Origin of the sequence: Streptomyces sp. NPDC055955 (assembly GCF_042270245.1) — a bacterium.
In the GTDB taxonomy this organism is placed as follows: domain Bacteria; phylum Actinomycetota; class Actinomycetes; order Streptomycetales; family Streptomycetaceae; genus Streptomyces.
Genome location: NZ_JBHJYS010000025.1, coordinates 75,260 through 100,932, shown reverse-complemented (window position 1 = coordinate 100,932; position 25,673 = coordinate 75,260). Strand labels below are relative to the sequence as shown.

25 protein-coding genes are annotated in these 25,673 nt (G+C 69.2%); 8 read left to right on the top strand and 17 right to left on the bottom strand.

Annotated features, from left to right (window positions below; genetic code table 11):
* Window positions 1–94 precede the first annotated feature (94 nt).
* The 3 genes from bla to ACFC96_RS37280 form a co-directional block, all read right to left on the bottom strand.
* Entirely contained in the window at window positions 95–1,048 is a 954-nt protein-coding gene (gene bla, locus ACFC96_RS37290; RefSeq protein WP_376616598.1) for a class A beta-lactamase, read from the bottom strand.
* Between the two features lie 579 nt (window positions 1,049–1,627).
* Window positions 1,628–2,950 (bottom strand): MFS transporter, encoded by a 1,323-nt coding sequence (locus ACFC96_RS37285; RefSeq protein ID WP_376616596.1) that lies wholly within the window; start codon window positions 2,948–2,950, stop codon window positions 1,628–1,630.
* A 287-nt stretch (window positions 2,951–3,237) separates the two neighbouring features.
* Window positions 3,238–3,894, bottom strand: coding sequence for a VC0807 family protein (locus tag ACFC96_RS37280; protein ID WP_376616594.1), 657 nt, complete (start codon window positions 3,892–3,894; stop codon window positions 3,238–3,240).
* Window positions 3,895–4,025: 131 nt separating this feature from the next.
* Here ACFC96_RS37280 and ACFC96_RS37275 point away from each other — a divergent pair, with 131 nt between their 5' ends.
* Both ACFC96_RS37275 and ACFC96_RS37270 read left to right on the top strand, forming a co-directional pair.
* Window positions 4,026–4,670 carry a TetR/AcrR family transcriptional regulator gene (locus ACFC96_RS37275; protein ID WP_376225333.1) on the top strand — a complete coding sequence of 215 codons (645 nt, stop codon included), beginning with the start codon at window positions 4,026–4,028 and terminating at the stop codon, window positions 4,668–4,670.
* Window positions 4,671–4,929: 259 nt separating this feature from the next.
* Entirely contained in the window at window positions 4,930–5,421 is a 492-nt protein-coding gene (locus tag ACFC96_RS37270) for a GNAT family N-acetyltransferase (protein WP_376616592.1), read from the top strand.
* 509 nt (window positions 5,422–5,930) lie between these two features.
* Here the strand turns inward: ACFC96_RS37270 and ACFC96_RS37265 are convergent.
* Genes ACFC96_RS37265 through ACFC96_RS37255 form a run of 3 tightly spaced genes read right to left on the bottom strand, consistent with a single transcriptional unit; the run spans window position 5,931 to window position 8,808 of the window.
* Window positions 5,931–6,581, bottom strand: a complete 651-nt coding sequence (locus tag ACFC96_RS37265; protein ID WP_376616591.1) for a lactate utilization protein C — start codon at window positions 6,579–6,581, stop codon at window positions 5,931–5,933.
* On the bottom strand, window positions 6,578–8,056 hold the full coding sequence (locus ACFC96_RS37260; protein ID WP_376616590.1) for a LutB/LldF family L-lactate oxidation iron-sulfur protein: 1,479 nt from the start codon (window positions 8,054–8,056) through the stop codon (window positions 6,578–6,580). Before ACFC96_RS37260 ends, ACFC96_RS37265 begins: the two co-directional genes overlap by 4 nt.
* Window positions 8,053–8,808 (bottom strand): (Fe-S)-binding protein, encoded by a 756-nt coding sequence (locus ACFC96_RS37255; RefSeq protein WP_376616588.1) that lies wholly within the window; start codon window positions 8,806–8,808, stop codon window positions 8,053–8,055. The genes ACFC96_RS37260 and ACFC96_RS37255 overlap by 4 nt, the downstream gene beginning before the upstream one ends.
* Window positions 8,809–8,955: 147 nt before the next feature.
* On the opposite strand from ACFC96_RS37255, the gene ACFC96_RS37250 reads away from it, so the two are divergent.
* A complete protein-coding gene (locus tag ACFC96_RS37250; RefSeq protein ID WP_340458134.1) occupies window positions 8,956–9,642 on the top strand; it encodes a GntR family transcriptional regulator in 687 nt (228 codons plus the stop codon).
* A gap of 58 nt (window positions 9,643–9,700) precedes the next feature.
* Here the strand turns inward: ACFC96_RS37250 and ACFC96_RS37245 are convergent, their stop codons facing one another.
* The 5 genes from ACFC96_RS37245 to ACFC96_RS37225 all read right to left on the bottom strand — a co-directional run bounded on the left by ACFC96_RS37245 (window position 9,701) and on the right by ACFC96_RS37225 (window position 14,990).
* A complete protein-coding gene (locus tag ACFC96_RS37245) occupies window positions 9,701–10,504 on the bottom strand; it encodes an SDR family NAD(P)-dependent oxidoreductase (RefSeq protein ID WP_376616586.1) in 804 nt (267 codons plus the stop codon).
* Entirely contained in the window at window positions 10,501–11,343 is an 843-nt protein-coding gene (locus tag ACFC96_RS37240; protein WP_376616584.1) for a fumarylacetoacetate hydrolase family protein, read from the bottom strand. Before ACFC96_RS37240 ends, ACFC96_RS37245 begins: the two co-directional genes overlap by 4 nt.
* Before the next feature lie 70 nt (window positions 11,344–11,413).
* Window positions 11,414–12,772: an MFS transporter gene (locus tag ACFC96_RS37235; protein ID WP_376616582.1), complete on the bottom strand. Its 1,359-nt coding sequence runs from the start codon at window positions 12,770–12,772 to the stop codon at window positions 11,414–11,416.
* Between the two features lie 89 nt (window positions 12,773–12,861).
* Entirely contained in the window at window positions 12,862–13,950 is a 1,089-nt protein-coding gene (locus ACFC96_RS37230) for a mandelate racemase/muconate lactonizing enzyme family protein (RefSeq protein WP_376616580.1), read from the bottom strand.
* 122 nt (window positions 13,951–14,072) lie between these two features.
* The gene (locus ACFC96_RS37225; RefSeq protein ID WP_376616579.1) at window positions 14,073–14,990 is read right to left on the bottom strand and encodes a 2-dehydropantoate 2-reductase; all 918 of its coding nucleotides are present in this window, start codon (window positions 14,988–14,990) and stop codon (window positions 14,073–14,075) included.
* 251 nt (window positions 14,991–15,241) lie between these two features.
* On the opposite strand from ACFC96_RS37225, the gene ACFC96_RS37220 reads away from it, so the two are divergent.
* Window positions 15,242–15,367 carry a hypothetical protein gene (locus ACFC96_RS37220; RefSeq protein ID WP_376616577.1) on the top strand — a complete coding sequence of 42 codons (126 nt, stop codon included), beginning with the start codon at window positions 15,242–15,244 and terminating at the stop codon, window positions 15,365–15,367.
* Between the two features lie 34 nt (window positions 15,368–15,401).
* Here ACFC96_RS37220 and ACFC96_RS37215 read toward each other — a convergent pair whose 3' ends face one another.
* The 4 genes from ACFC96_RS37215 to ACFC96_RS37200 form a co-directional block, all read right to left on the bottom strand.
* Window positions 15,402–16,994: an alpha/beta fold hydrolase gene (locus tag ACFC96_RS37215; protein WP_376616575.1), complete on the bottom strand. Its 1,593-nt coding sequence runs from the start codon at window positions 16,992–16,994 to the stop codon at window positions 15,402–15,404.
* A 12-nt stretch (window positions 16,995–17,006) separates the two neighbouring features.
* A complete protein-coding gene (locus ACFC96_RS37210) occupies window positions 17,007–18,557 on the bottom strand; it encodes an alpha/beta fold hydrolase (RefSeq protein ID WP_376616574.1) in 1,551 nt (516 codons plus the stop codon).
* Between the two features lie 786 nt (window positions 18,558–19,343).
* Window positions 19,344–19,724 carry a hypothetical protein gene (locus ACFC96_RS37205; RefSeq protein ID WP_376616572.1) on the bottom strand — a complete coding sequence of 127 codons (381 nt, stop codon included), beginning with the start codon at window positions 19,722–19,724 and terminating at the stop codon, window positions 19,344–19,346.
* A 205-nt stretch (window positions 19,725–19,929) separates the two neighbouring features.
* Window positions 19,930–20,388: an ATP-binding protein gene (locus ACFC96_RS37200; RefSeq protein WP_376261951.1), complete on the bottom strand. Its 459-nt coding sequence runs from the start codon at window positions 20,386–20,388 to the stop codon at window positions 19,930–19,932.
* Window positions 20,389–20,706: 318 nt separating this feature from the next.
* Between ACFC96_RS37200 and ACFC96_RS37195 the strand changes: the two genes are divergently transcribed.
* The 3 genes from ACFC96_RS37195 (at window position 20,707) to ACFC96_RS37185 (ending at window position 22,722) form a co-directional block, all read left to right on the top strand.
* On the top strand, window positions 20,707–21,573 hold the full coding sequence (locus tag ACFC96_RS37195; protein ID WP_340458143.1) for a helix-turn-helix transcriptional regulator: 867 nt from the start codon (window positions 20,707–20,709) through the stop codon (window positions 21,571–21,573).
* Window positions 21,574–21,602: 29 nt separating this feature from the next.
* On the top strand, window positions 21,603–21,821 hold the full coding sequence (locus tag ACFC96_RS37190) for a DUF397 domain-containing protein (RefSeq protein ID WP_376262035.1): 219 nt from the start codon (window positions 21,603–21,605) through the stop codon (window positions 21,819–21,821).
* 85 nt (window positions 21,822–21,906) lie between these two features.
* Complete coding sequence (locus tag ACFC96_RS37185; RefSeq protein ID WP_340458145.1) at window positions 21,907–22,722, top strand: SAM-dependent methyltransferase; 816 nt, start codon at window positions 21,907–21,909, stop codon at window positions 22,720–22,722.
* A gap of 200 nt (window positions 22,723–22,922) precedes the next feature.
* Here ACFC96_RS37185 and ACFC96_RS37180 read toward each other — a convergent pair whose 3' ends face one another.
* Window positions 22,923–23,147 carry a hypothetical protein gene (locus ACFC96_RS37180; protein WP_340458147.1) on the bottom strand — a complete coding sequence of 75 codons (225 nt, stop codon included), beginning with the start codon at window positions 23,145–23,147 and terminating at the stop codon, window positions 22,923–22,925.
* Window positions 23,148–23,442: 295 nt separating this feature from the next.
* On the opposite strand from ACFC96_RS37180, the gene ACFC96_RS37175 reads away from it, so the two are divergent.
* Complete coding sequence (locus ACFC96_RS37175) at window positions 23,443–24,738, top strand: flavin monoamine oxidase family protein (protein WP_376616569.1); 1,296 nt, start codon at window positions 23,443–23,445, stop codon at window positions 24,736–24,738.
* Window positions 24,739–24,939: 201 nt separating this feature from the next.
* On the opposite strand, the gene ACFC96_RS37170 is transcribed toward ACFC96_RS37175, so the two are convergent.
* A complete protein-coding gene (locus ACFC96_RS37170; RefSeq protein WP_376226045.1) occupies window positions 24,940–25,590 on the bottom strand; it encodes a TetR/AcrR family transcriptional regulator in 651 nt (216 codons plus the stop codon).
* Window positions 25,591–25,673 lie beyond the last annotated feature (83 nt).

Genomic DNA, 25,673 nt, shown 5'->3' with positions numbered 1-25,673 from the left:
CCCTGCCAGGACGTCGATCTCGGCATATCGACGCATCCACTCCCTACCTGCGCCTTTCTGTGCGGGATTGAGTCAGCCTCGTAGGTGGAGTAGGTCAGGTGAATTCGGTGACGATGTGTCTGGTGGCTTCGGCGATCAGGGCGTCCACGGGCGGGGTGGAGTACCCGGTGCGGTCGGACATGAGTGACAACACGAGGGGCGCCGCGTGGGGCGGCCAGACGATGGCGATGTCGTTGGCCCGGCCGTAGTCGCCGGTGCCGGTTTTGTGGGCCACTGTCCATCCTTTGGGGAGTCCGGCGCGGATGCGTGTGGTGCCGGCGCTTGTCGCGGTGCGCTCGAGCCAGTCGGTGAGCAGGGCACGCCGGTCCCTGGTCAGTGCGTCGCCGAGCACGAGTGCGTGGTAGTCGTGGGCGAGGGCCCGGGGGGTGGAGGTGTCGCGCGGGTCTTGCAGATCATGCCTGTTCAGCTGCGGCTCGTAGTCGTCCAGGCGGGTGACGTCGTCCCCAAGTCCCCGGAGGAAGGCGTTGAATTGTGAGGTACCGCCCAGGTCGCGCACCAGCAGGTTGCCGGCTGTGCCGTCGCTGTAGCGGATGGCGGCATCGCACAGTTGCCTGATGGTCATGCCGGTCGTGACGTGGTCCTTGGTGATCGGCGAGATGGAGTCGACATCGGCCTTGGTGTAGGTGACCTGCTTGGCCAGGTGGCTGGGCGGGTTCCGATGGAGGACCGCCGCCACGGCGAGTGCCTTGAAGGTTGAGCAGAACGCAAAGCGTTCGTCCGCACGGTAGGTCATTGCCGTGCCGGTACCGGTTGCCAGGGCATACACGCCCAGACGAGCACCGTGCTTGCGTTCTAGCGTCGCGAACCAGGTGTTGTCCATGGCACTGTCGGGGCGCCGACGACTCGGCGGACCCGTGACCCGATCCGGGTTCGGGTCCGGGGACGACCTGGGAGCTGCGTGATCGCCCGTCCCGCAACCTGCCAGCGACATGAGGGCTGCGCCTGCAAGCAGGAGACGGCGGGACGGCCCGGAATGCTTGAAGGACATGCGGTGGTACCTGCTTTCGTTTACGGGACGACGGGATGGGTGGTCATGTGCCCCGGTGGGCTAGGCGCCCTGACCCCGGTCTCCACGCGCCGTCGTCGAGTTTCAACTCATCGCTCTCTGCATGGCCGTCGTACAACGCGGCGAGGCCAGTCCGCGGTCAGCAGGTCCCGTGCGGTCCAGCCGACCGAGTCCGGGCTGCTCGCGCCGCCCTGTACGACAGCCGCGGCGGTCAGGAGGTGTTCGTAGACCACGAACGAGCCGTTGGGACCCGTGCCCACCTCCACCGTGCCGGTCTTTGGCGCCACCCACTCTCGGAAGCTCATCCGGCTCATATGGCTTGACGTCGACACCGCGACGCCGTCCACCGTCCGGTATCACGGGCGTGCAGCCGCCGGTGCGCTCAAGGATGATCAACCCGCAACACCTATCCAGAAGATCGCCGGTCTTGCACAGGCCCGACTGCTCACGCAGACCTGCTGCTTCTGCACAGCCTCACAAAGAGCCTTTCGTCTTGGCGATCTCGGATGAACAGACTTCACCTGAAGGCGTTACTGCCGAGTGAGCGTTGTGCAGCGGGGTTCACCCGACGATTTCGCGGTTGTCCAGGGGGATGTCGCGCATGGCGCGCAGGGGTGAGAACAACAGCCACAGACCTGCACTGCAGCCGCCGAGGACGGCGATCCACAGGGTGGTCCGGACGCCGAGGGTGGCCGCGAGGGCGCCGCCTGTCAGGCCGCCGAGCGGCAGCGTGCCCCAGTTGATCCAACGTGCGGCGGCGCTGACGCGCCCCAGCATCTCCGGCGGACAGACCGCCTGGCGGTAACTGGTCAGCGCGACACCGGCGACGGTGGATGCGAAGGTCCACGAGATCCAGCCGACGCCGAACAGCAGTACCCACCAGCCGTGCCCGGCCAGTGGGATCAGCAGCCCGGGCAACGACCATACAGTCATGGCGATCCAGCTGATGCGCGCCGAGCCGATCCGCCGGGCGAGATGCCGTGCGGCCACCCCGCCGCCGACCCCGCCGACGGCCCCGAGCGCGAGCAGCAGGCCGACGAGTGTCGGGCGCAGATGCAGGGTGCGGATCAGGAACACCGGGCCCAGGGTCTCGACCATGATGACGAAGAAGTTGGCCGTGCCGTTGAAGCCCACCGAGTTACGCAGGATGCGGTCGCGGTTGACGTAGGCGATGCCCTCGCGGATCTGCGGCCACAGCCGGGGCCGGTGTGCGTCATTGGCAGGGAGTCGCCGTGGTTCGCGGGTACGGATCGCCGTCAGGGAGGCAGCGGACACGATGAAGGAAGCGGCGTCGGCGGCCATCGCCCCCGGGGCGCCCACCAGCGTCACCAGCCCCGCGCCCAGACTGGGCCCGGCGATCTGTGCGACTGACCGGGAGACAGCGAGCTTGCCGTTACCGTCCATGAGCAGGCCGGGATCGAGCAGTGCCGGAAGGTAGCTCTGGTAGGCCACGGAGAAGAACACCGCGAAGACGCTGGAGGTCAGGGCAACAGCGTAGAGCTGACCGAGAGTCAAGACCCCCGCTGCGTGGACCACGGGCACCGAGCCGATCAGCGCGCACAGCACCAGCTCACACCCGATCATCAACCGCCGTTTGGCCATCCGGTCGACGATGGCGCCGGCCGGCAGCGCCACCAGCAGATACGCGCTCGTCTGGGCCGCGGACAGCAGGCCGACCTGGAAGGCGGAGGCATGGAGCAGCACAACGGCGACCAACGGCAGCGCAAGGACAGTGACTTGTGACCCCGTTTCGCTGACTGCCTGGCCGGCCCACAGCAGTAGGAAGTCCCGACGGTGCCAGATTGAGCGGCGCCTTCGGCTTGGCCTGAGGCGAGCGAACCTGGCTGTGCGCGAACCGGCGATCTGAGGAACAGGCTCTGTCACCGACGCCTCGACGAGTTCCGGTTGCGGGCGAGCAGGATCCCACTGCAGGCCAGCGCGACGATTCCGAGTGGGACCGTAAACTTTCCGAACCCAGTGACGTTGATCAGTCCTCCCACGACCAGTGCCGCACCGACGGCGGCGAGCCGAATGGCCATGTTTCTCCGATCTCGAAAATCCCTGTGCCAGGACGATGTTTGGGGTGGTGGGTATGGGGTGCGCGCGGGCGGTCACGGCCTTCCATGGCCGAAAGGTACGAGCGACATCGCAGGCGTTCAGAGCGGCTCCCCTTACAGGGCAGGAGGCCGCGCAGACTGTTCCGGTGTCGTGGGACGGTCAGCTGTCACTGCTCGCAGGCGCCGGGTGCGCCACCACAGTGCCCAGCAGATCAGCAGCGCGACGGCGCCGAAGTGCAACGGCATCGTCCAGTCGGCCACGACGTCGATGGGCAGCAGGTAGATGAGCAGCAGCCGCGCGCCAGACTCTGTAAGCAGCACGCTGCCGAACACGATGCTCAGCAGGACGACGTGCCTGCGCAGCGAGGGCCTGGTCCGCCACTGTTGGTCCCACTGCGCCAGCCGCGCGTCGTCGCCGGCCGCGGCGCGCCGGACCAGCGTGTAGAGAACCGGCCTGTGGACCACGCAGGATCCCACCAGAAGCAGGCCCAGGGCGCCCGACACGATCGACTCTCTGGCCAAAAGGATTCGGGGGTCGCCGGTGAGCGCAGACACGGCGAGCAGTACAGCGAAGGAACCGGCTACGACAGCGGCGAGACCGTCCAGCCGGTGTCGTAGGGCAGCGACACAGACCACCCGGACCAAGGCCGCCAGTCCGCCGGCGGTCAGCGCCGGCAGAACAGCGATATCGACGGAGCGACAGGTGTAGAAGACGAGGGCCGGCAGGCCGACGTCCCAAAGCAGCCCGATGAGGAGCGGGCGTTTATCCATGGGCGAAGCCTCCCCGGACGACCGTCACAGCCGCATAGCCGTAAGACACTGACGGTATCTTATAGGCGCCGTAGCGCCCCGGAACTCCTCCTGAAGTAGGATACTGGCGGTATCCAGAATGAGGAGCGTGCGTGAGTAGTGACCGCAACACCGGATCGGGCGACGCCAGCGACGCGACAGGAAGGGACGTGGCTGCGGCGACCCGTCGACGTGGCGCCGAGCTGGAGCAGGCGATTCTCCGGGCTGCGGCCGAGGAGCTGACCGAGGCCGGCTACCAGAACCTGACGATGGACGGCGTTGCCGCACGAGCCGGTACCGCGAAGAACGCGATCTATCGGCGCTGGCCGAGCCGGGCTGCGCTGTGCGTCGCCGCCTATCGGCGGATGCTCCCGACCGGCCCCTCCGAGACCCCGGACACCGGCGCTCTCCGTTCCGATGCGCTTGCCCTGCTCACCCGCGCCAACGGTCGGATGTCGTCACCAGCGGGGAAGATCCTGCGGGAGCTTCTGGTCGACATCCAGGGCGATGTCGAGCGGGCTCGCGAATTGCGCGAGCAGCTCGGCCAGGTGAACACCGGTCCCTGGCTGACTGTCCTGGCCCGTGCAGCCGCTCGCGGCGAGGCGGATCCCGGAGCGGTCACCCCGCGAGTGGCCACCGTGGCGGTCGACCTGCTGCGGAACGAGTACGCGACGAGTGGTGTCACGGCCGTCCCGGACCGCGTCCTGGCGGAGATCGTCGATCAGGTGTATCTCCCGTTGGTGCGGGCGCCCCGGTGACCTCGATCAGCGCCGGCGGGACAGTTGGAGGCGGCGAGGCGGGAGCGGCATGCGCTCCGCAGCGCATACGTGCTCGCGCCCCAACGGATGCGCCGCCGCCATGCCCGAACGCCTCGTCCACCCGGGCCGACCTCGAGAAAAGCAGAGGCAGCCCGCACGACTAAGGGCTGTCCTGTAACGATCTCCACGGTGTGAGCTGGACGGAAATCTGTCGGCCGGACCGTGGACGGCCACGGGTGAGTCCGGGACCATGGCCCGCATGTCAACCTGGACCATCAAGGCGGAGCCTGTCATTGGCACGGATGTCGAGGAGGTGACGCGTCAGTACTTCACCGAGATGGGGCGGCGGGTGCTGGGGCGTTCAGCCACAGAGGCAGAGCTTCGAGCGGTGCTTGTTGAGGACCCCCACCATGACCTCAGCCCGCCTGACGGAGAGTTTCTCGTAGCACGCAACAGTGAGGGCGAGTTCCTGGGTTGTGCAGGGTTGCGACTGCTGAGGGGTGATCCTGAGACTGCAGAGCTCAAGCGGATGTACGTGCTCCCCTCTGGGCGGGGAGCAGGATTGGGCCGTGGTCTCCTCCGCGCCGTCGAGGAATCTGCATTGAGGCTCGGTGCCCTCAGGATTGTGTGTGAGACCAACACTCAACTTACCGATGCACGAGCTTTGTACATCAGGCACGGCTACAAGGAGACCGCGCCATACGAAGGGCATGGCAAGGCGGATCACTGGTACGCCAAGGAACTTGGCTGAAGGACAGGAGATCGAGGTCGAGTCGGCCCCGCTATCTGGACACCGCGCTTCTCACGCCCCACCGCCGCACCCCGGGCGAGGAGTTGCCCGCATGGACGCAGGAGCACAACCACTCGCACAAACGAGCCCGCGCCCGCGTCGAGCACACCTTCGCCAGCATGAAGACCCGCCCCGGCAGCGCGACCTCATCGGGGCAGTTCGACAGTGCCTCACCAGGCAATCCGGGAACACTTCCACCGCAGCGAAGCGCGCTGGCCCGTCCCGCCGAGCGTTCCAACAGCGGCCGCACCCAACCGGGCGGCTCCTCGGCTGCAACCTCGACTCAGGGCCACAGCGGACACGGGGCTGCACCTCTCCAACTCCCCGACAGACGGCTTGCCCTGCTGCCTCCTCCTTCAACCGCAGGGTCGGCGCGGCTGCGAACCACTCGTTCTCGCTCTGCCACGACCGCTAGATCGGTCAACTGATCGAATCGTCGGCCCGAGTTCATCCGGCTCCGCTCTCTTACCTCACCCGCTCAACAGGATCACTTCAAGGGTGCGTGGGCCGTGTACCCCTTCGACGCGGTCGAGTTCGATGTCGCTGGTGGCGGAGGGACCGGAGATCCACGTCAAGGGCCTTGTCGGGTCGAGCCGTTCGAGGGCTTGAGGAACGGAGGAGACAACCTGGTCGGGGACGCGGACGACGCAGATGTGGTGGTCGGGGATCAGAGTGATGCGGCGGCGGCCTTGGTCCGGGCTGCCGTCGAGGACGATGGTGCCGGTCTCGGCGATGGCGACCGCGCAGCCGGTGACCACGCTGTCGACCTGGTCGAGAGCGGCGGGAGTGCTCTCCGCATCGTCGGCCACTCGCGCCAGGGCGGTCTGTGCCAGCCACTCCTCGTGCAGCCCACCTGGGACCACCACCGACCGGGAGCCGTGCTCGGCGAGCAGCCGGGCCACGGTCGCGGCCAGTTCTCCATCGCTGCACCGGTGCACGTTCGCCCGGTAGTCGGCGAGGTTCTCGGCAAGGAGCTCCACGGTCTGTGAGGTGGTGCGGTCGCCGTGTTCGTGCAGGTAGTCGCGGTCTACGGCCGTCTCGTACGACGCCTGTGCGTCGCTCCGGGGTGCATCGCCGAGCGCGCGCCGGACGCGGCCCAGGATGGTCTCCCTGCTGTTCACTTGCCGTTCTCCTTCGTGCCGTGGGTGCGCTGCCACCAGTCGCGGAAGGATTCCGCCGGGACCTGTGGCAGATCCCGGGTCGCGGTCCAGGCCTTGCCGGGGCCGGGGAGCGTACGCGGGTGGAAGCGGCGGGTGCGTGCGGCCAGGCGCTGGCCGGTGGCGAGGGCGGCCGGGTAAGTAAAGGCCCAGCGGGCGGCGCGCATCGCGGCGCGTTCGCCGGCGTGTCCCTTGGCGGGTTTGAGCGTGACCTTGGCGCCGCGCCTGGTCACTTCGCCACCTTGTACGACTCGTTCGCGGAGGTGGACGAGGACTTCGGGGATGTCGATGGCGACGGGGCAGACTTCGTAGCAGGCGCCGCAGAGGCTGGAGGCGTAGGGCAGTGAGGCGTCGATCTCGCTTGTTGTGCCGCGCAGTTGGGGGCTGAGGATGGCGCCGATGGGGCCGGGGTAGACGGAGCCGTAGGCGTGGCCGCCGGCCCGTTCGTAGACGGGGCAGACATTGAGGCAGGCGGAGCAGCGGATGCAGCGCAGGGCCTGGCGGCCGACCTCGTCGGCGAGGGTGTCGGTGCGCCCGTTGTCGATCAGGACGAGGTGGAAGGTCTGGGGTCCGTCGGTGTCGGTGGTGCCGGTCCACATCGAGGTGTAGGGGTTCATGCGTTCGGCGGTCGAGGAGCGTGGCAGGGTCTGGAGGAACACTTCGAGGTCGCGCCAGGTGGGGACGATCTTCTCGATGCCGACGACGGAGATGAGGGTCTCGGGCAGGGTCAGGCACATGCGGCCGTTGCCCTCGGACTCGACGACGACCAGGGTGCCGGTCTCGGCGACCATGAAGTTCGCGCCGGAGATGCCGACCTTGGCGCGCAGGAACTTCTCACGCAGGTGCAGGCGCGCTGCCTCGGCCAGCTCCGCCGGGGTGTCGGTCAGACCCTCGGGGGCGGGACGGCCCCATGCGGCCATCTCTTTGGTGAAGATGTCGCGGATCTCGCCGCGGTTGCGGTGGATGGCCGGGACGAGGATGTGGGAGGGGCGGTCGTGGCCGAGCTGCACGATGAGTTCGGCGAGGTCGGTCTCGTAGGCGGCGATCCCGGCTGCCTCGAGTGCTTCGTTGAGTCCGATCTCCTGGGTGGCCATCGACTTGACCTTGACCACCTCGGACTCGCCGCTCTCTTGGACCAGGCGGGTCACGATCCGGTTGGCCTCGTCGGCGTCGGTGGCCCAGTGCACGGTGCCGCCCGCCGCCGTCACCGTCTCCTCCACCTGCACGAGGTAGGTGTCGAGATGGCGCAGGGTGTGGTCCTTGATCTGCTTGCCGGCCTCGCGCAGAGCGGCCCAGTCGTCGAGTTCCGCCACGGCCCTGGCCCGCTTGTCGCGGATGGTGTGGGTGGCGTGCTTCAGGTTGGCGCGCAGGGTCGCATCACCGACGGCCTGGTGGGCGGCCTTCGGGAACGCGGGCATACCGACGAACGTGCCGCTCATGACCAGGGCTCCTCTTGCGTGCTCGCCAGGATTTCCGCGATGTGGACGGGGCGCATACCGACCGTGAGGCGGGACATCGTGCCGCCCAGGTGCATCAGGCAGGAGTTGTCCGCCGCGCACAGCACGTCGGCGCCGGTCGAGGCGGCGTTGCGGACCTTGTCCTCGCCCATCGCCGCCGACACGTCCGCGTTCTTCACGGCGAAGGTGCCGCCGAACCCGCAGCACTCCGCCGCACCCGGCAACTCGATCAGCTCAAGTCCCTTGACAGCTTTGAGCAGTTGATAGGGGCGGTCGCCGAGGCCGAGGGAGCGCAGGCCGTGGCAGGTCGGGTGGTAGGTGACCGTGTGCGGGTAGGAGGCGCCCACGTCCGTCACCCCGAGTACGTCCACGAGGAACTCGGTCAGCTCGTACGTCTTCGGTACGACCGGCGCGAGAGCGGCCGCGAGCCCGTCGCCGCGGCCCTCCGCGCGGGCCCGCTCGCCCATGCGCGGGTACAGCTCGCGCACCATCGCCCCGCACGACCCCGACGGCGTCACGATCGCGTCGTACTCCCCGAATACATCGGAGAACTTCCGGGCGAGCGGCTCCGCCTCATGCCGGTAGCCGGTGTTGTAGTGCGCCTGCCCGCAACAGGTCTGCCCCATGGGGAAGTCGATGTCCACACCCAGTCTGGTCAGCAGTTTCACCACCGCGCGACCGGTGTCCGGATAGAGCGTGTCGTTGACACACGTCAGGAACAGTGCGACACGCATCGCGGCCCCTTCGTCTGGTTGCGCATGTGATCAGTCACGGATGCGTTCGGCTATGGATTGCGTACATGGGCGGTCGGTCGGGCCGGTCGGTTCGGTCAGGCCGGCAAGCCGTCGCCCTTGATCTTCGGATTCTCTATGATTGGAGGTATGGGGAACGAGATTCAACAGGATGTGCCGACCGGCCGGGTCTATGAGGCCATCAAGGCGATGGTCATGGACCATGGCATCGCCCCGGGGGCCCGCGTGGGCATCGAGGCGTTGGCCCGTCAGCTCGACGTGTCGGCGACACCGGTGCGGGAAGCTCTGGCACGCCTCGAGTCGGAGGGACTCGTGGTCAAGCGCCCGAACGCCGGCTACCGGGCGACGGACCTGCTCGACCCGGACGCCCTGCGCGACCTGTTCGAGATGCGGCTGCTTCTGGAGCCGCGAGCCGCGTCGCTCGCCGCGGAGAACGCCACCGATGCGGACCTTCAGCTGCTGCGGGACATTGTCGAGAAGATGCGCCACCACCCCGACACCGGCGAGAGCTACGCGGTCTACCACCGCTTCGCCCTGCTCGACCAGGAGTTTCATGACACGCTCGCGCGGGCTGCGGGACGGCCGTTGCTCGCGGACGCGGTGACTCGTCTCCATGCCCATCTGCACCTGTTCCGCCTCACCAGCGCGCCCGGGGCGGCCGGCACCACGATCGATGAGCACGAGCAGATCCTGGAGGCGCTGGTGCGGCGCAATCCGGAACGGGCCGCGGAGGCGATGGCGGCGCATCTGCGCTCCAGCCGCGTACGGCACCGGCCGGACACCTCGTCCCAGCACCCGCGGGGGCGCACCTCCTGAAGCACGCTCCTGGAGGACTCGCGCCGGACGAGGCGCACGCCCGCGGGATTGCCGGATGTCACTGGTGCGGGCGCAGCCGTAGTCCCTGCATTCCGCCGTCCACCGCCAGGTCGGTGCCGGTCGTGGCGCCGGAGAACGGGCTCGCCAAGTAGGCGACTGCGTGGGCGACTTCGGCGGCGCTGACCAGTCGGCCGCTGGGCTGGCGGGCGGCCAGGGCGGCGCGCTCCGCCTCCGGGTCGTCCGCCGCGGACAGCAGACGGTTCACCCAGGGTGTGTCCGCCGTGCCGGGGTTCACGCAGGTGACGCGGATGCCCTCGCGCAGGTGGTCGGCGGCCATCGCCCGTGTCAGGGCCAGGATCGCGCCCTTGCTCGCGGAGTAGAGCGCGCGCTGGGGCAGTCCGGCGGTCGCGGCGATCGAGCACATGTTGACGATCGCCGCGTGTCCCTCTCCCCCGGCGGCCGCCTTGCGCAATGCGGGCAGGGCGGCCGCTGTGACGCGGGCGACGCCGACGACGTTGACGTCGAGCACCCGGTGCCACTCGTCGGGGGTGTTGTCCTCGACGGTGCCCTGGGCGCCCATGCCGGCGTTGTTGACCAGGACGTTCACTCCGCCGAGGCGGTCCGTCACCGTGTCGATGGCCGCGCGCACGGCCGCGTCGTCCGTCACGTCGCAGCGCACGTGCAGGAACGGCTCGTCCGACTCGGCCAGGTCGAGCACGGCCACCTCGGCGCCCCGCGCGCGTAGTTCACGCGCGGTGGCCAGGCCGATTCCGGACGCCCCGCCCGTCACCACGGCGACCAGGCCGGCGTACTCGGGGGTGTGGGGCGTCGGCGCTGTCATCTGTGTGCTCTCGTCGGTCATCGGTTTCCTTCCGCGGCCATGGTCTGGCGCTGCTGTCCGAGCCCTTCGCCCTCCAGCTCCACGACATCGCCGGCGCTCAGGTAGGGGAAGCGTCCGGACAGGGCGACGCCCTCGGGGGTACCGGTGAGGATCAGGTCGCCGGGCTCCAGAGTCATGAACTGGCTGAGCCGGTACAGGATTTCGGGCACGGAGAAGATCAGGTCGGCGGTGCTGGAGTCCTGGCGCTTCTCTCCGTTGACCCGGCTGCGCAGCTGTACGGTCGCCGGGTCGAGTGCGTCGGCGGTGACCAGCCACGGCCCGACCGGCGTGAAGGTGGGCGCGCACTTGCCCTTGGACCACTGGCCGCCCGAGGTGTGCAGCTGCAGCTCGCGCTCGGACACGTCGTTGACGAGGACGTACCCGGCGATGTGGGCGGCGGCGTCGGCGGGCGAGTCGAGGTAGCTGGTGCGCCTGGCGATCACGACGCCTAGCTCCACCTCCCAGTCCGTCATGGTGCTGCCTCGGGGGATGGTGACCGGGTCGTCCGGGCCGACCACCGTGTTGGGGTGCTTGAGGAACACGACCGGCTCGGTGGGCGGTTCGGCGCCGGACTCGGCCGCGTGCTTGGCGTAGTTCATGCCGACGCAGACGACCGCGGTGGGGCGGGTGAGTGGCGGGCCGAAGCGCAGGCCTGCGGTGTCCGGGAGTTCTGGCAGGGCGGTCACGTCGAGCGTGGGCAGGCCGTGTTCGAGGAACTCCGGCGTCACGTCCGCGGTCACACCGCGCAGATCGAGTACGCGGTCGCCGTCGAGGACGACGGGAATCTCCTGGCCTGGGCGGCCGAGGCGGGCGATACGCATGATGCCTTTCCTGAAAGCCTTCCTGGAAGGCTCCCGGGGAGCCTTCCAGGAAGGAGCTATGAGAGTGGGTTCAGCGGTAGGTGCCGGTCGAGGCGCGGAGTTCGGTGACGGTGGTGGCGGCCAGGTCGCGGCCCCGTGTCTCGGGTCCGAGGGCCACCGCGGCGCCGCCGACGAGGCAGGAGCCGACGACGAACAGGGCGACTCCCCAGGAGCGGTTCCCCGCGGCGGCGACCAGGGCGACGGCGATGAGCGGGGTCAGTCCGCCTGTGACGGCGCCGGCCAGCTCCCGGTACAGGGCAAGGCCCGTGAAGCGGGAGCGTGCCGTGAACAGCTCGCTGTAGTAGGCGGCCTGCGGGGCGAACATGCACCCCACGCCGATGCCCATGCTCACCACGACGACGAGGGTGACGGCGAGCGAGGTGTGCACGTGGTCGATCACCCAGAAGTACGGGAAGGCGAAGGCGGCGGAGAAGAGGGTGCCGGCCAGGGCCACCGGCTTGCGCCCGACGCGGTCGGTGAGCCAGCCGAAGAACGGCAGGGACAGGGCCGTCACCGCCGTCCCCACCGTGACCGCGACGGGTCCGGTGGAGCTGGACAGCTTGAGGGTGCCCGTGAGGTAGGCGGCCAGGAACGTCAGGTTCAGGTACGCGACGACGTTCTGCGCGGTCTGCAGGCCGAAGACGACCAGGCCGGCCTTCCACTCCTTGCGCACGACGTCCCGCACCGGCGAGACCTCCGACGCCTCGGAGCGCTCCTGCGCCGCCTCGAAGGCGGGGCTCTCCGTCAGGCGCAGCCGGATGACCAGAGCCACGCCGATGACGAGCACGCTGGCGGCGAAGGGGAGCCGCCAGCCCCAGGCGAGGAACTGGTCCTCGGGAAGCTGGGTGACCAGCGCGAAGGCGCCCGACGCCATGAGGATGCCGATGTAGACGCCGATGCTGGGCGCTGCCCCGAACAGGCCACGACGGCGCGGCTCGGAGAACTCCGCGGCGAGTACGGCGGCTCCGCCGTACTCGGCGCCGGCGCCGAGCCCTTGGATGGCGCGCAGGACGACCAGCAGGATCGGGGCGAGCACGCCCGCTTGTCCGTACGTCGGGACGAGCGCCATGCCGACGGTCGAGGCTCCCATCACCAGCAGGGTGAGGACCAGGACGCGTTTGCGGCCGAAGAGGTCGCCCAGGCGGCCGAAGATGATGCCACCGAGCGGACGTACGAAGTAGCCGATGGCCAGCGTGCCGAACGAGGCGAGGAGCGAGGCCGTGGCGTCGAAGGACGGAAAAATGATCTTGTTGAAGACGAGCGCGGCGGCGGTGCCGTAGAGGTAGAAGTCGTACCACTCGAGGGCGGAGCCCACGAGCGAGGCCAACAGGACTCTGCGGCGGTGCGCAACAGCCGTGTGGGCGGGCTTGACTGTGGTCAGGATGGACATCGTCGTCCTCCGGTGTGCTGAAGCGGGCAGCGGGACGGGACCGGTGGCGTGCTGGGCGTGGGGGGAGCGGCGATACGGGTCGATGCGGGTCAGGCGACGCGCCGGTCGTCGATGGCGTCGCGGTTCCAGGCGATGCCGAGACCGGGCTCGGAGGGAGCGTGGGCGAGCCCGTCGGCGATGCGCACCTGACGGTTCGTCACCGCGCGGAGTTGCGGGATGTACTCGACGTAACGGGCGTTGGGTACGGCTGCGGTGAGGCTGACGTGGATCTCCATCAGGAAGTGCGGGCAGACCTCCACACCGAAGGCCTCCGCGAGATGGGCGACCTTGAGCCACGGCGTGATGCCGCCGATCCGGGACACGTCGGGCTGCACGATCCCGGCGGCCCCGCGCTGGAGGTACTCACGGAAGTGGCCGAGGGAGTACATGGACTCGCCGACGGCCACCGGCACTGTCGTCGAGGCGGCCAGGCGCTCGTGCCCGGCCACGTCGTCGGCGGGCAGCGGCTCCTCGAACCAGCCCACGTCGTACGGTTCGAGGAGCGCCGCGCGACGCACCGCCTCGGCGGCGGTGAAGGCCTGGTTGGCGTCCACCATGATGTCCATTCCGGGCCCGACGGCCTCACGCACGGCACGGATGCGGGCCGCGTCCTCCCCCGCCGACGGCTTGCCCACCTTGATCTTCACGCCCGAGAACCCCTGGTCACGAGCCTCAAGGGCGCCGGCGACCAACTCGCCCTCGTCGAGCTGGAGCCAGCCGCGCTCGGTGTCGTACACCGGCGTGGCCGACCGGTGCCCGCCGGCCACGCGCCACAGCGGCTCCCCGGCCCGCAGACAGCGCAGGTCCCACAGGGCGAGGTCCACCGCGGCCAGGCCGAGTGCGGTGATCGCACCGACCATCGTGGCGCGCGTGCTGTCGTACATCGTCCGCCAGGCTCCCTCGACCTCACGGGAGTCGTAACCGATGAGCGAGGGCAGCAGATGGTCGCGCAGCATCGCGAGCACCGCCCGGCCGCCGGTGCCGATCGTGTACGAGTACCCGGTACCGGTCAGGCCGTCGTCCGTCGTCACTTCGACGAACAGGGTCTCCTGCTTGAGGAAGGCCTGGGACGCGTCGGTACGCACCGTCTCCACCTCGATGTCGACGAGGTAGGCCTCCGCCTTGATCACTTTCGCCACTGCTGCTCTCCAGCCTTGTACATACGGTCACTTGAAGTCGTTGTGTCGCGTCGCCGGGGTTGTCCCGTTCGGCACGCGACGGCTGAGCGGGCCCCCTGCCCGCCCTCATGGCGCGATGCGCCTCAGCGGTCCGCGCCGTCCAGCGCCGCGACGAGCGCCAGGACCGCGGAGCACAGCGGGATCGCGATCCCGTGTGTGCGTGCCTTGCGGACCACGGCCCCGAGGAGCCCGTCGTGTTCCATCGGCCGGCCGGCGAGGCGGTCGGCGAGCATCGACGAACCGGCCCCGGGCGGACGGGCGTCGATCCATGCCAGGACGTCGCCGGCGGCGTCGTCGGGCAGCCGCGCGCCTTCGGCCCGGCCCACGGCGGCCACTTCTCCGAGCATGGCGGCCGCCAGGTCCCGTACGGACGAGTCCCGGAAGACCTCGACGCGACGGGAAGTGAGGGCGGTGAGCGGGTTGGCGACAGCGTTCACCATGAGCTTGTGCCAGGCCGCCGTGGTGAAGTCGGCGACCATCTGCACGCCGAGCCCGCTCCGTTCGAGGAGCGGGTGAGCCCGGCGCCCGGGAGCGTCGTCACCGACCACCAGACCCGCCCCGTCCTGCCGGACCTCCACTCGGCCCCTTCCCAGCCGCTCGGCGTTGAAGTGGACCAGGGCGGGGGCCACTTGATCGCCCGTGGCGTGCGGCGACACCCAGTCCCGGTGCTCGACACCGTTCTGCGCGACGACCACCACCGTGTCGCGATCGACCAGCCCTTCCAGCCAGGCATGTGCCGCGTCGCGCTGATGCAGCTTGGTCGCCACGACGACCCGGCGAAAGGGTGTCACCCGCTCCGGGTCCTCCTGCCAGTCGACCGCCACCGTCCGGACGCCTTGATGATCGGTCAGCTCGATTTCGGCTACGGCCGCTGAGCCGGATCGCCCGCACAGTGTGACCGGATGCCCCTCCAGGGCCAGCCGTGCCGCCAGTGCGAGACCGACAGCTCCCGGACCGACGATCGCGACCGGTTCCGGACCGGTCGGCTCGCTTCCACTCACACCCACGGCCCATCCATTTCATATAGGAACTGCGCTTGGTCGAGAGAATGCTATAGATTTCGCAGGAAGACAACCCTCGCTCGATACCAAGAAGGTCACCGGTCAAGAACCTCGTCGCCGTGGCGTTCGCCCACCCGCCAGACCCACGCCGCACGCACGAAGTCCCCGGACAAGGACCGCGCCAATGCCGCGTCGCTCCGATCGCGGGCAAGGCCGCAGCGGCGTGAACGCCAGACCGGCACGCTCCGCCTATGTGGTGTCGACGAGAGAACGCCGACCGGCTCCCCCACGCACTCCGCGACCGCACCGTCGCCGGTGGTGGTGTCCTCCCCCGTGACATCACACCGCCGCCGGTCGCCGCCCTCGAGCTGCCGTGAGCAGCGGAAGGCCCGGGCCCTCGCCCCTCGGCCCTCAGGAGCCGGTCTCGAAGCGGGGCGGCTTGAGATTCTTGAGGCAGGCGGTGTCCGGGGCGGTCGGGGCGTCGAAGAACGAGACGGCGATCTGCTGCGCGCACTTCGACGTGGCGAACACGACGTGGGGTTCGTAGGGGACGGTGACGACCTTGGCCCTGCTCAGCGTGCGGGCGACGTACGGCCCGTTGTCCGCGCCGGTCTGGGAGTCGAACCCGCCCGAGAGGGCGAGCGTGGGGATGTCGCTGCGTGTGACGTCCCTGATCGAGCGCGGCGCCGCCGGGACGTTCCACACGTCGCAGTCCGGGCGCAGGAAGGTGAGCTGCGGCGCCTGGGCCTGTACCGAGCGGGGGAACGACGGGAACGCTTCCTGCCCGCCCCGGAGCGCCTCTTCCTCGCTCTCGTACGGCGTCCACTGGCTGCAGAAGATGCCGTAGGAGAGTCCGTGCGCGACTCTTCCGACGGCCTGGGGGCTGAGCTTGCCGCCCGCCCACTGCTGGGCGATCCGCTGCGGCTTGCCATGGGCCAGCTCGTCGAGGGCCAGCGGGACCTGCGGTGCCACGTGGGTGGCGGAGGTCATCCAGTTCACCAGGGCTCCGCCGTCCAGTACGACCTTCACCGGCTTCGCGTGGCCGGGAACGGTGACAGTGGTCGTGACCGGCTTGGCCTCCAGCTGACGGACAAGGCGGTCGAAGGTGGCCGGCAGGTTCGGAAAGCGACGGTTGCAGGCGGGCTGGTCGGCGCAGGCCTTGAACAGACCGTCGAAGCCCTGCCGGGCGCTGCTCCAGGTCGCGGCCGACCCTGCCGTGGACGGCGGCAGGATGCCGTCGATACCGACCGACCGGAGCCCTTCCGGGTGCAGACGCATGTAGATGAGCGCCAAGTGGGTGCCGTACGAGATGCCGTACAGGTTCCACTGCTTGATGCCCAGTGCGCCTCGCAGGCCCGCGTAGTCGGCTGCGCTCTCGGTGTCGTTGTAGGCGCTGAGGTCGTTCCCGCGGGCCGCCAGTCGGTCGCGGCAGGCCTTCGTGGCCTCGACGTGCTGACGCTCGGTGGACGGCGCGTCGTAGACGAGGCCGACCACGCGGGCGTTGAACTTGTCGATGTTGGGGCAGGTGAGCCTCGGGGTGGCCGAGTACGTGCCCCGCTGGGACATGAAGATCACGTCCCGGTCGCGGTTCAGGCCGCCGTCGACGGCCATCTTCGCCTCTCCGACGGCGTCGTCGCCGGGTCCGCCGGCCAGCCACACGATGGGGTCGGGTTTGGGCTCGGCGGCCAGTGCCGGCACGATCGCGACGCCGAGCTTGATCTTTCGGCCGTTCGGCTTGGCGCGGTTCTCGGGCACGGTGAGCGTTCCGCAGCGGGCCCCCTTGAGCTCGGGGATCGGTTCGGGCGTCTTCGGGCACGGGCCCGGCTCGTAGCGCGCGTCGCCCGCCTTGCCGGCGGTCGTTCCGATCGGCCCTCCGCTGTCGTCCCGCGCTCGGGCGGGTGCGGCCAGCAGGCCGGTGACGAGGAGCCCGGTCGCCGCGGCGGCCGCGGTGGCGTGGATCCGTCGTGGGGTGCGGCGACGGCTGGACGCCTGAGGGGAAGCCATCTGTCCTCCCGGTCACTTCGGGGTGATCGTGAACGGTTGCGGCGTGAGACCGGCCACGCAACCGGTGTCGGGCGCGGTCGGACGCGCAAGGAACGAGGCCAGCACGCTCTGCGCACAGGGTGACTGGGGCACCACCCAGTGAGTGATTCCGGGGATGAGCACGGAGGTCGAGCGGGACAGCGTACGAGCCGCTCCCTTCGCCCAACTCGCTCCGGTCTTCGCGTCGAACGTCCCGGAGACGAGGAGCGTCGGCACCGCGCTGGTGGTGGCCACCCGCTGGACGGCGGCGCGGTCCGGAACGTCCCAGAGCCGGCACACGTCGTACTGGAACGGCAGCTGCGGCACCTGGGCCAGGACCGTGTCGGGCCAGCCGGGGAAGGCACGGCGCCCCGCTTTCAGCACGTCGGATTCCGAAGAGCCCGGCGCCCATTCGCCGCACGCCACCGATTCCGTCAGGCCGTGCGCGGTGACGCCGACGGCCTGGACCGAGTCGGCCGCACGGGCCCGAGCGAAGCGGTCCGGACGTCCGTGGCCGAGTTCATGGATCGCCGCCGGGACGTCCTTGGCCTTGACGGCATTGGCGACCAGCAGGTTCAGCACCGCACCCCCGTCGAGGACAACGTTCACCGGGTCGCCGCCCTTCGGCGGTTTGGCCTTGAGCGTCAGTGGTTTCGCCTCCAGCCTGCGTACCTGCTCCGTCAGGGTCGTGGCGAGATCCGGGTAGCGGCTCTTGCAACGGGGCTCGGCCGCGCACGCCTTCAGGATGGTGCCGATCCCCTCACGTGCGCTGCTCCAGCCCCACGGCAGGATCGCGCTCTGCGGAGGTGTGACCGAGTCGATCGCCACCGCACGGATCCCCTTGGGGTGCAGGCGCAGGTAGGTGAGGGCCAGGTCGGAGCCGTAGGAGTATCCGTAGACGTTCCACCGGGAGATGCCCAGTGCCGTACGCAGGTCGGCGAAGTCCGTGGCGTTCTCGGTGGTGTTGTAGGCGCTCAGGTCGACCCCGTCGCCCTTCAGACGGTCGCGGCACTTCTTCACCGCGTCCAGCATGAGGCGCTGCGCCGCCGCCGAGTCGTAGCCAAGTCCGACGGCCTTGGCGTTGAAGCGGTCGATCTCCGGGCAGGCGAGGTTCGGCTGGTCGTAGAGGTTTCCGCGCTGGGCCATGATGATCAGGTCGCGGTCCTTGTTCAGACCGGAGCCGACGAGGATGGGAATGTCGTCGAAGGTCTCGCCGCCGGGGCCGCCCGCCATGAACACCACCGGGTCCGCGGAGGGCTTGGCCGAGGCCGCCTTGACGACCGCCACGGCCAGCTTGATGGTCCGGCTGCGGGGCCGACCGCGGTTCTCGGGGACCTCCAGGTGTCCGCACCGTGCCGTGCGCAGGGCTTCGATCGGCTCGGGGGTCTTCGGACAGGGTCCGGGTACGAAGCGTGCCGCATCCTCCGGGCTGGGTCCGGACGTGTGAGCGAAGGGTGTGGCGACGCTGCTCGGTATCGGGCCGAACGCCGCCAGACAGGCCAGAGAAGCCCCGGCAGCCGCCGCATGCAGGCGGTGCTGTCTCATGGAATTCCGTTCCTCTGCCGATGTCGAAGGCTGCCCAGCCGGGCAACGACGCAGCGGTGTGGGCGGAACACACGCATTTCGACGGTATCGCGGGGTGCGGACTCACGCATTCCGGCAGCGACGGGATACTCACCGGATACGTTCACGGGGCAATCAGTCGGCGGCCGGCGGCGGTGTCAGAGGGCCTGGATGCGCAGCCGGAAGGGGCAGTCGACTTCCAGTTTGAACGCGAGCGGACGGGGCTGTCGACCGATGTGAACGCCGCGTACGCGAAGACCCGTTCGGTCAAGGAGCGTGTAGCGAACGGCCGCAGACGGTTCCGTCAGGTTCGAGGCCGAGGCAGACGTCGATCACGGCAGCCGCCCAGGTCCGTCGACAGGCGCCGAGCGGACCGAACTGAAGCAACTCCGCAAAAAAATTGGCTGATTTGATACGGACGAACGAGATCCGGAAAGCCGCCTCGGTGCTCTTGCGAAGGAGCTCGGCCCGCCCCGCACGAGGTCGACTTGGCGATCAACCGCTACGCGACACCTTCGGGATCGAGCCGGTGTGCCGGGAACTCGGCCTGTCGGCCCGGGCGTTCAACGCCCGCCGCCCACACCCGAAGTCAGCCCGGCACCTCATACCCAAGCGGTCAGCGGCGGCATGAGCAAGACGGATTCGATGCAAGAACCTGGCCAGCCATGGGACGCCACCCCGCGGTCAAGGAGTTGTCAGACCTGCCAGTGATCGGCGGCCACCCTCACTGACCAGGTGAATCGAAGACCCGGACATGGCCGAGCGGGATCAGCGGGCCTCGTCGCTCTTCGCAGACAAGGGCGCCCAGGTGTACTGCACGCGCACGCCGTGGTCGTGGAGCCAGGCGGTCTCGCGGTGGCGGAGTTCGTGCGCGGACTCCGGGGCGATGGCGCAGGGCCAGCGCACGAGTACCGCGGTGACGTGGCCTGTCTGTGCCAGCTGTCTCACACGCCGCCACCCACTGCGCTGGACTGGGTCGGGCTCACCGTACGTGTCGGTGACGACCTCGGCGATCGCGAGTCCGCGCTCCCGGGCGAACGCGTGGCCTTCTGTCTGCGCGCACTGCGTGGCGGAGCCGGGCGCGCCCCGGGCCCGGTCGGCGCATACGTACAGCACGACAGGAGGAGCGGCTTCGCTGTGGGGGGTCATGGGCGCCTTCTGTAGGTGGATCGAGGAGATGGGGTTCCTCGCCGCGTGAAGGGGACGTAGCGGGGCCGTGCGGTGTCGACTGCGGCCTGTGCCGTTGAACAGGGAAACTGGTCTGGTGCACAACAGGCCAGGCTTGGCCACGCTGCATCCGGGCTGTCGCCGCCGGGGCGGGCGTCGTATGCGGCTACGGCCGGCGCCCATGACGTCAGGGGTGAGCCGTCAACTCCGCCCAGACGACCTTGCCTTCGGCCCGCGTCGAGCGTGCGGAGCCCCAGCGGTCCGCGAGTTGCTGGACGAGGAACAGACCTCGCCCGCTCTCCGCGTCGGGGCCGGCGCGGTGTTCGGGCGGGCGGACCGGGGTGTGGCCGTCGTCGTGGAGTTCGATGCGCAGGCGCCGCTCGTCGCCGGTCAGCGTGAGGCCGCACAGGACATGACCGCTGTCGGTGTGGAGCACGGCGTTCGTGGTCAGCTCGGAGACCAGCAGCACCGCGTCGCCCAGTGCGTCGGCGGGCACCTTCCAGGCACGGAGCCGGTCGCGCACGGTGTCGCGGGCGGATCTCGCGCTGGTGCGCAGGGCGGGCAGGCCGAACCAGTACTCCCGACGTGGCGCGGTCGTGGCTAAGGCGGGGGTCAAAGCCGGGGCTGGGGACGTGGGCAGAGTCACGGATGTCGCCTTCCAGTGCCCTCCGGGGGGCGGCGGGCGTGGTGTGGGGATGCGGGCTGCAGCTCGAGCGGTGTGAAGCGTCTGCCGAGGCAGGCGCCCTGCGGTGGGGTACCGACGACGGCATCAGCATCACGCCTCCCGTCCGGGCCGGATGCTGCGTCAGAGCTGTGACTTGACCGCTCACATGACAACTATGCGCGTGATCGAGTGCACGCTGCAACCGGCTCCCTGATAATTTCAGCAGTCGGATATCATCCTGGCGTCGTCATCAAGTCACTGTCACAATGGCGTTGTTGATGATCCCTCAGGAGGTTGGGCGTGAGTGAAGCCCGTTCCGGCACCAGCGCGCCGACAGTCCTGCGCATGATCCTCGGCCGCCGGCTGCAGGACATGCGGCTCGGCGCCGGCGCCTCGCTGGAGAACGCGGCAAAAGCACTGCGCGTCACGACTCTGACGATCCGTCGGCTGGAAAAGGCCGAGGTCGCGCTGAAGCCTCTCTACGTGGAGAAGCTCCTGGAGACCTACGGCGCGGACCGCCAGGAGATAGACGAGTTCGTCGACCTGGCCGAACAGGCCAACGAGCCCGGCTGGTGGCACTCCTACCGCGACGTCGTCCCCAGTTGGTTCACCGCCTACGTCAGCCTCGAGACCGGTGCCAAGACCCTGCGCACCTATGAACCCCAGTACGTCACCGGCCTTCTGCAGACTCCTGGCTACGCGCGCGCCGTGCTGCGCGGCGGGCTGCCGAACGGCAGCGAGGAGGAGCTCACGCGCCGCGTGGAGCTGCGGCTGCACCGCCAGAACCTGCTGGAAAGGGAGGACGCCCCCACGTTGTGGGTGGTCATGGAGGAAGCCGTCCTGCACCGGACGGTGGGCAGCCCTGACGTGATGCGGGAGCAGATCGAGCGGCTCCTGGAGGTGTCCGAGCTCGCCCATATCAGCGTCGACATCGTGCCCTTCACCGCGGGCGCCCATGTTGGCGCGTGTGCCCCATTTACGTATTTCCGGTTCGAGGAGCCCGAGCTGCCCGACATCGTCTACAGCGAACTCCTGTCCGCCTCGGTCTACTTGGACCAGCGCGTGGATGTCGTCGCTCATCTGGAGGCGCATTCCCGCATGGCGCTGCTGACGTCGTCCGAGGACAGCAGGGCGCTCTTGAACCGCATGCGCAAGGAGTACTCGTGACGATCACAGACGAGGGCGTATACAACGGGATGCCGGCACGCGATCTCGGCGAACAGGGCTGGGAGCGTCCCTGGAGCGGGCCGAACGGCGGCCAGTGCGTCGAGACGAAACAACTCGCCGACGGCCGCGTGGCCGTGCGGCAGTCCACCGACCCGGCCGGGCCGGCCCTGATCTACACACCGGACGAGATCGCCGCTTTCGTCCGCGGGGTCAAACAGGGCCTGGCCGATCACTTGGCCGCCGGGTGAACCGGCGGCGGGCAGCAGAAGGGGCGACGACACCGGTCCCGTCCTGGGCCTGCGGGCCGACAGACACACACCTGAAGGGAAGAACATGACCACCAGGCAGGCCGGCCGGGATCTCGACACGAGCAAGGCGCACTCGGCCCGGATGTACGACTACTTCCTCGGCGGCAAGGACCACTTCGAGATCGACAAGGAAGCGGCCCTGGTCGCCGCCAAGGCCCACCCCGGCATCTACGTGACCGCCCGCGAGAACCGGGCGTTCATGCACCGGGCCACCCGTGTGCTGGCGCAGGAGTACGGCATCCGCCAGTGGCTGGACATCGGCACGGGCATCCCGACCGAGCCCAACCTGCACCAGGTCGCCCAGTCCGTCGCGGTCGACGCCCGTGTCGTGTACGCGGACAACGACCCCCTCGTCCTCAAGTACGCCGAACGCCTCATGCGCAGCACGACGCAGGGACGCACGGCCTACATCGAGGCCGATGCCACCGACCCCGACGCGCTCATGAGCGCCGTGGAAGCCTCGGAGGTCCTGGACTTCGACCAGCCCATCGCCCTGTCCCTCAACGCGCTCATGCACTTCATCACCGACCCGCACGACCCGTACGCGATCATCCGCCGACTGCTCGACCCGCTCCCGGCCGGCAGCGCCCTCGCCATGAACCACTGCACGCCCGACTTCGACCCCGAGACCTGGAACAAGGTCGCGGAGGTCTACACGAAGTCCGGGTCTCCGGTGCAGTTCCGTTCACACAAGGACGTCGGCCGTTTCTTCGACGGGCTCGACCTGATCGAACCCGGCATCGTCTGCTGCCACCGCTGGCGCCCCGCCGGTCCCGCCGACGGGACGGAGCCCGCGGACGCCGAGATCAGCCTGCTGGCGGGCGTAGGCATCAAGCGCTGACCCGGATCGGGCCGACGGTCCGGTCTGCCGGGAACGTACGTTGGCAGCACAGTTGACCGGGGAAGCGGCGGGAGCGGCCGGAGCTGCGGGCCCTCGAGACTCACAAAGTTGTCTTCGAGGGCAGCGCGCAGTTCCTCGGGCCGCTGCGCGAGCCATATCGGGTACGGACCTGCGCGGGCCGGGGATCCCGTCCGTGTGGGTCAAGCGGCGTGTCGGTGCTCGTGGATCGGCCCGCCGGGGCGGTCGTGCGGGCGTACGCGGAGGCGAGTGATCTCCCCTAGGTCGGTGATGGTCTCGGGGAGCGCGCGCAGCGGCACGGCTGCATCCAGGCAGTGGTGGGTCTCCACTGCACCGGACCCCAAGTCAGGGGTGCCGGCGAGCCCGTAGCGGGGTAGTGAGGCCTGCACGGCACCTGCTTCCCTCACGACACCCCCCCTGCCTCATCGCCGACGCCTGCCCGTACGCCGCCGGCGATCAGGGCATTTGCCGACGCACCCATATCCGCCGAGGCGGACGACTAGCCACGTGCAGGGCCATCTCCCCCACCTCCGCATTCGCGCTCGCCTGCCGGGTGCACCGGTCATTGCCACAGGAGTCCTGGGGCACACCGAGCCCGGTCCCACGTCCCGGCGGCGGCGCTTTTTTTCGTAACAGCCGTTGCGTTAAATCTCGGGCATGGCTACGTTTCCCCCATCACCTCCGGCACTGAGGGCGGAACTGATGACCAACATGTACGACGTTGCTGTAGTCGGCGGTGGCTTCGCCGGCGTGATCGCGGCGCGGGATCTCAGCCTCGCGGGCCACTCGGTGGTGCTGCTCGAAGGGCGCGATCGGCTGGGTGGACGCACGTATCTCGGCGACGCGTTCGGCCGCAAGATGGAGTTCGGAGGCACGTATGTGCACTGGACCCAGGCCAACGTGTGGTGCGAGATGCAGCGCTACGGCCTCACCGTCGCCAAGCCGATGGCGAGCGAGAAGATCTACTGGCTCGCCGACGGGGCGGTCCACTCGGGGAGCCCGCTCGAGTACGCCGCAGCAGGCGCCCCGCTCATCGAGCGGGCGCTCGGCGACGCGCGCGAGCGCTTCCCGTACCCCTTCGACATCACCGCCGGCGATGTCAGCGCGATCGAGCAGGAGTCACTGAAAGACCGCATCGACTCACTGCACCTCTCGGAGGACGAGCGCGACATCCTCGGGTGCATGCTCTCGTCTCTGGTGCACTCCGAGGACGAGCAAGGCATCGCCCAGTTCCTGTACTGGGTCGCCGTCAACCTCGGCAGCTGGGACGCCTTCATCGAAGTGGCCGGCACCTGGCCGATCGCCGGCGGCACCGGCGCCCTGCTAGACGCGATCGTCGGCGAGTCGGAAGCAGAGGTCCGCCTCTCGACGCCCGTGACCACCGCCGTGGACGACGGGTCCCGTGTCACCCTGACGACCGCGGACGGCAAGCAACTCCGCGCGCGGCACGCCGTGTTCGCACTCCCGCTCAACACCCTGGGAGACGTCGACTTCACGCCGCCGCCGACCGAGCCCGTGCGCGCCATGGTCGAGCAGAAGCAGCCGATGAAGACCATCAAGATCTGGGCTCGCATAAAGGGCGAGGTCGAGGCGTTCACGGCGAGCGCCCCGGCCGGGAAGCACCCCATCGCGACCGCCAGGACGGAGTATCACCACGAGGGGGACACGCTCGTCGTGTGTTTCGGCCCCGACGCTTCGCTGATCGACGGCCACGACCGAGAGGCCGTACAAGCAGCGCTGCGGCTCTTCGTGCCTGGCATTGAGGTGGTCGACACCGCCTGCCACGACTGGGTCAACGACCCGATGTCGCAGGGCACATGGGCCCACCACCGACCGGGGGCGCTGACGGGCGCCGTACCGCTGATGCGTGAACCACACGGACGCGTTCACTTCGCCGGAGCCGACTTCGCCGGGATCGGACTGGTCGGGATCGACGGTGCGATCGAGACCGGCGCGAACGCGGCCCACCAGGTGGCTCAGGCCCTGGCCTCGGCATGACAGGAGACATATGGACCTGTCGCCGGCCGCCAAGAACGTCTGCGGCCACACAGACATCGACCCGCACGTGTCCCTCGCGGGTACGCGACGATCACCTCACCGGACAGCACCCTCTTCCCGTTGGCGAGCCGACGGCCGACGTCGATGCGCGGCCCGGCCACGGACGCGGGCAGAGGCCGCCGGTCCGGGAGGCGAGAGGGGTCAGGCCCGTCGCCCGCTCGGTCGCGTGCCGGGCATGGGGGCGACCAGGGCGACGGCGGCGTCGCCGAGGGCCCGCACCCGCTGCGGCGTGAACCGCTCAGGTTCGATCGGGAACATCATCATCCAGCCGTCACCCATCGCCGCGAGCTGGTCCGCGAGGAGGTCGGCGGGGATGTCGTCGCGAACCGTGCCCTGCTCCTGCCCGCTCTCGAGAATCGAGGTGTACACACTGCGGAAACGCGCGTAACGCCGCTCGATGAAGGCGGCGAAGGCCGGCTCGTACCGCGCGTGGGCCAGCAGTTGGGACATCACGGGCCAGAACTCCGGATCGTCGACGGCCCGCGCCAGCCACTGCTCGAAGAGCGCCTTGACGTCCACACTGTCCCGGACGGCGTCGAGCATCGCGTCGTACGTGTCGAACCGGCTCTCGGCGAGCGCGGTGACCAGCTCCTCCTTGTTCGCGAAGTAGTACGTCACCGCCCCGGTCGTACACTCCGCGCGCTGGGCCACCTTGCGCAGCGACGCGTTGGCGTAGCCCTCCTGCGCGATCACCGATGCGGCCGCTTTCAGCAGCTCCGCTCGCCTCGCGGCATGGTCGCCGGTGGGGCGGCCCCGCCGCGCGACCGGCTCGGTTCCGGTATCACCACTCACTCGTCGCGTCCCCCTGTTCGGCACCTCACGATTGTGCCACATATTTTACGTAACACTCGTTGCGTAAATTTGCACGACCCCCT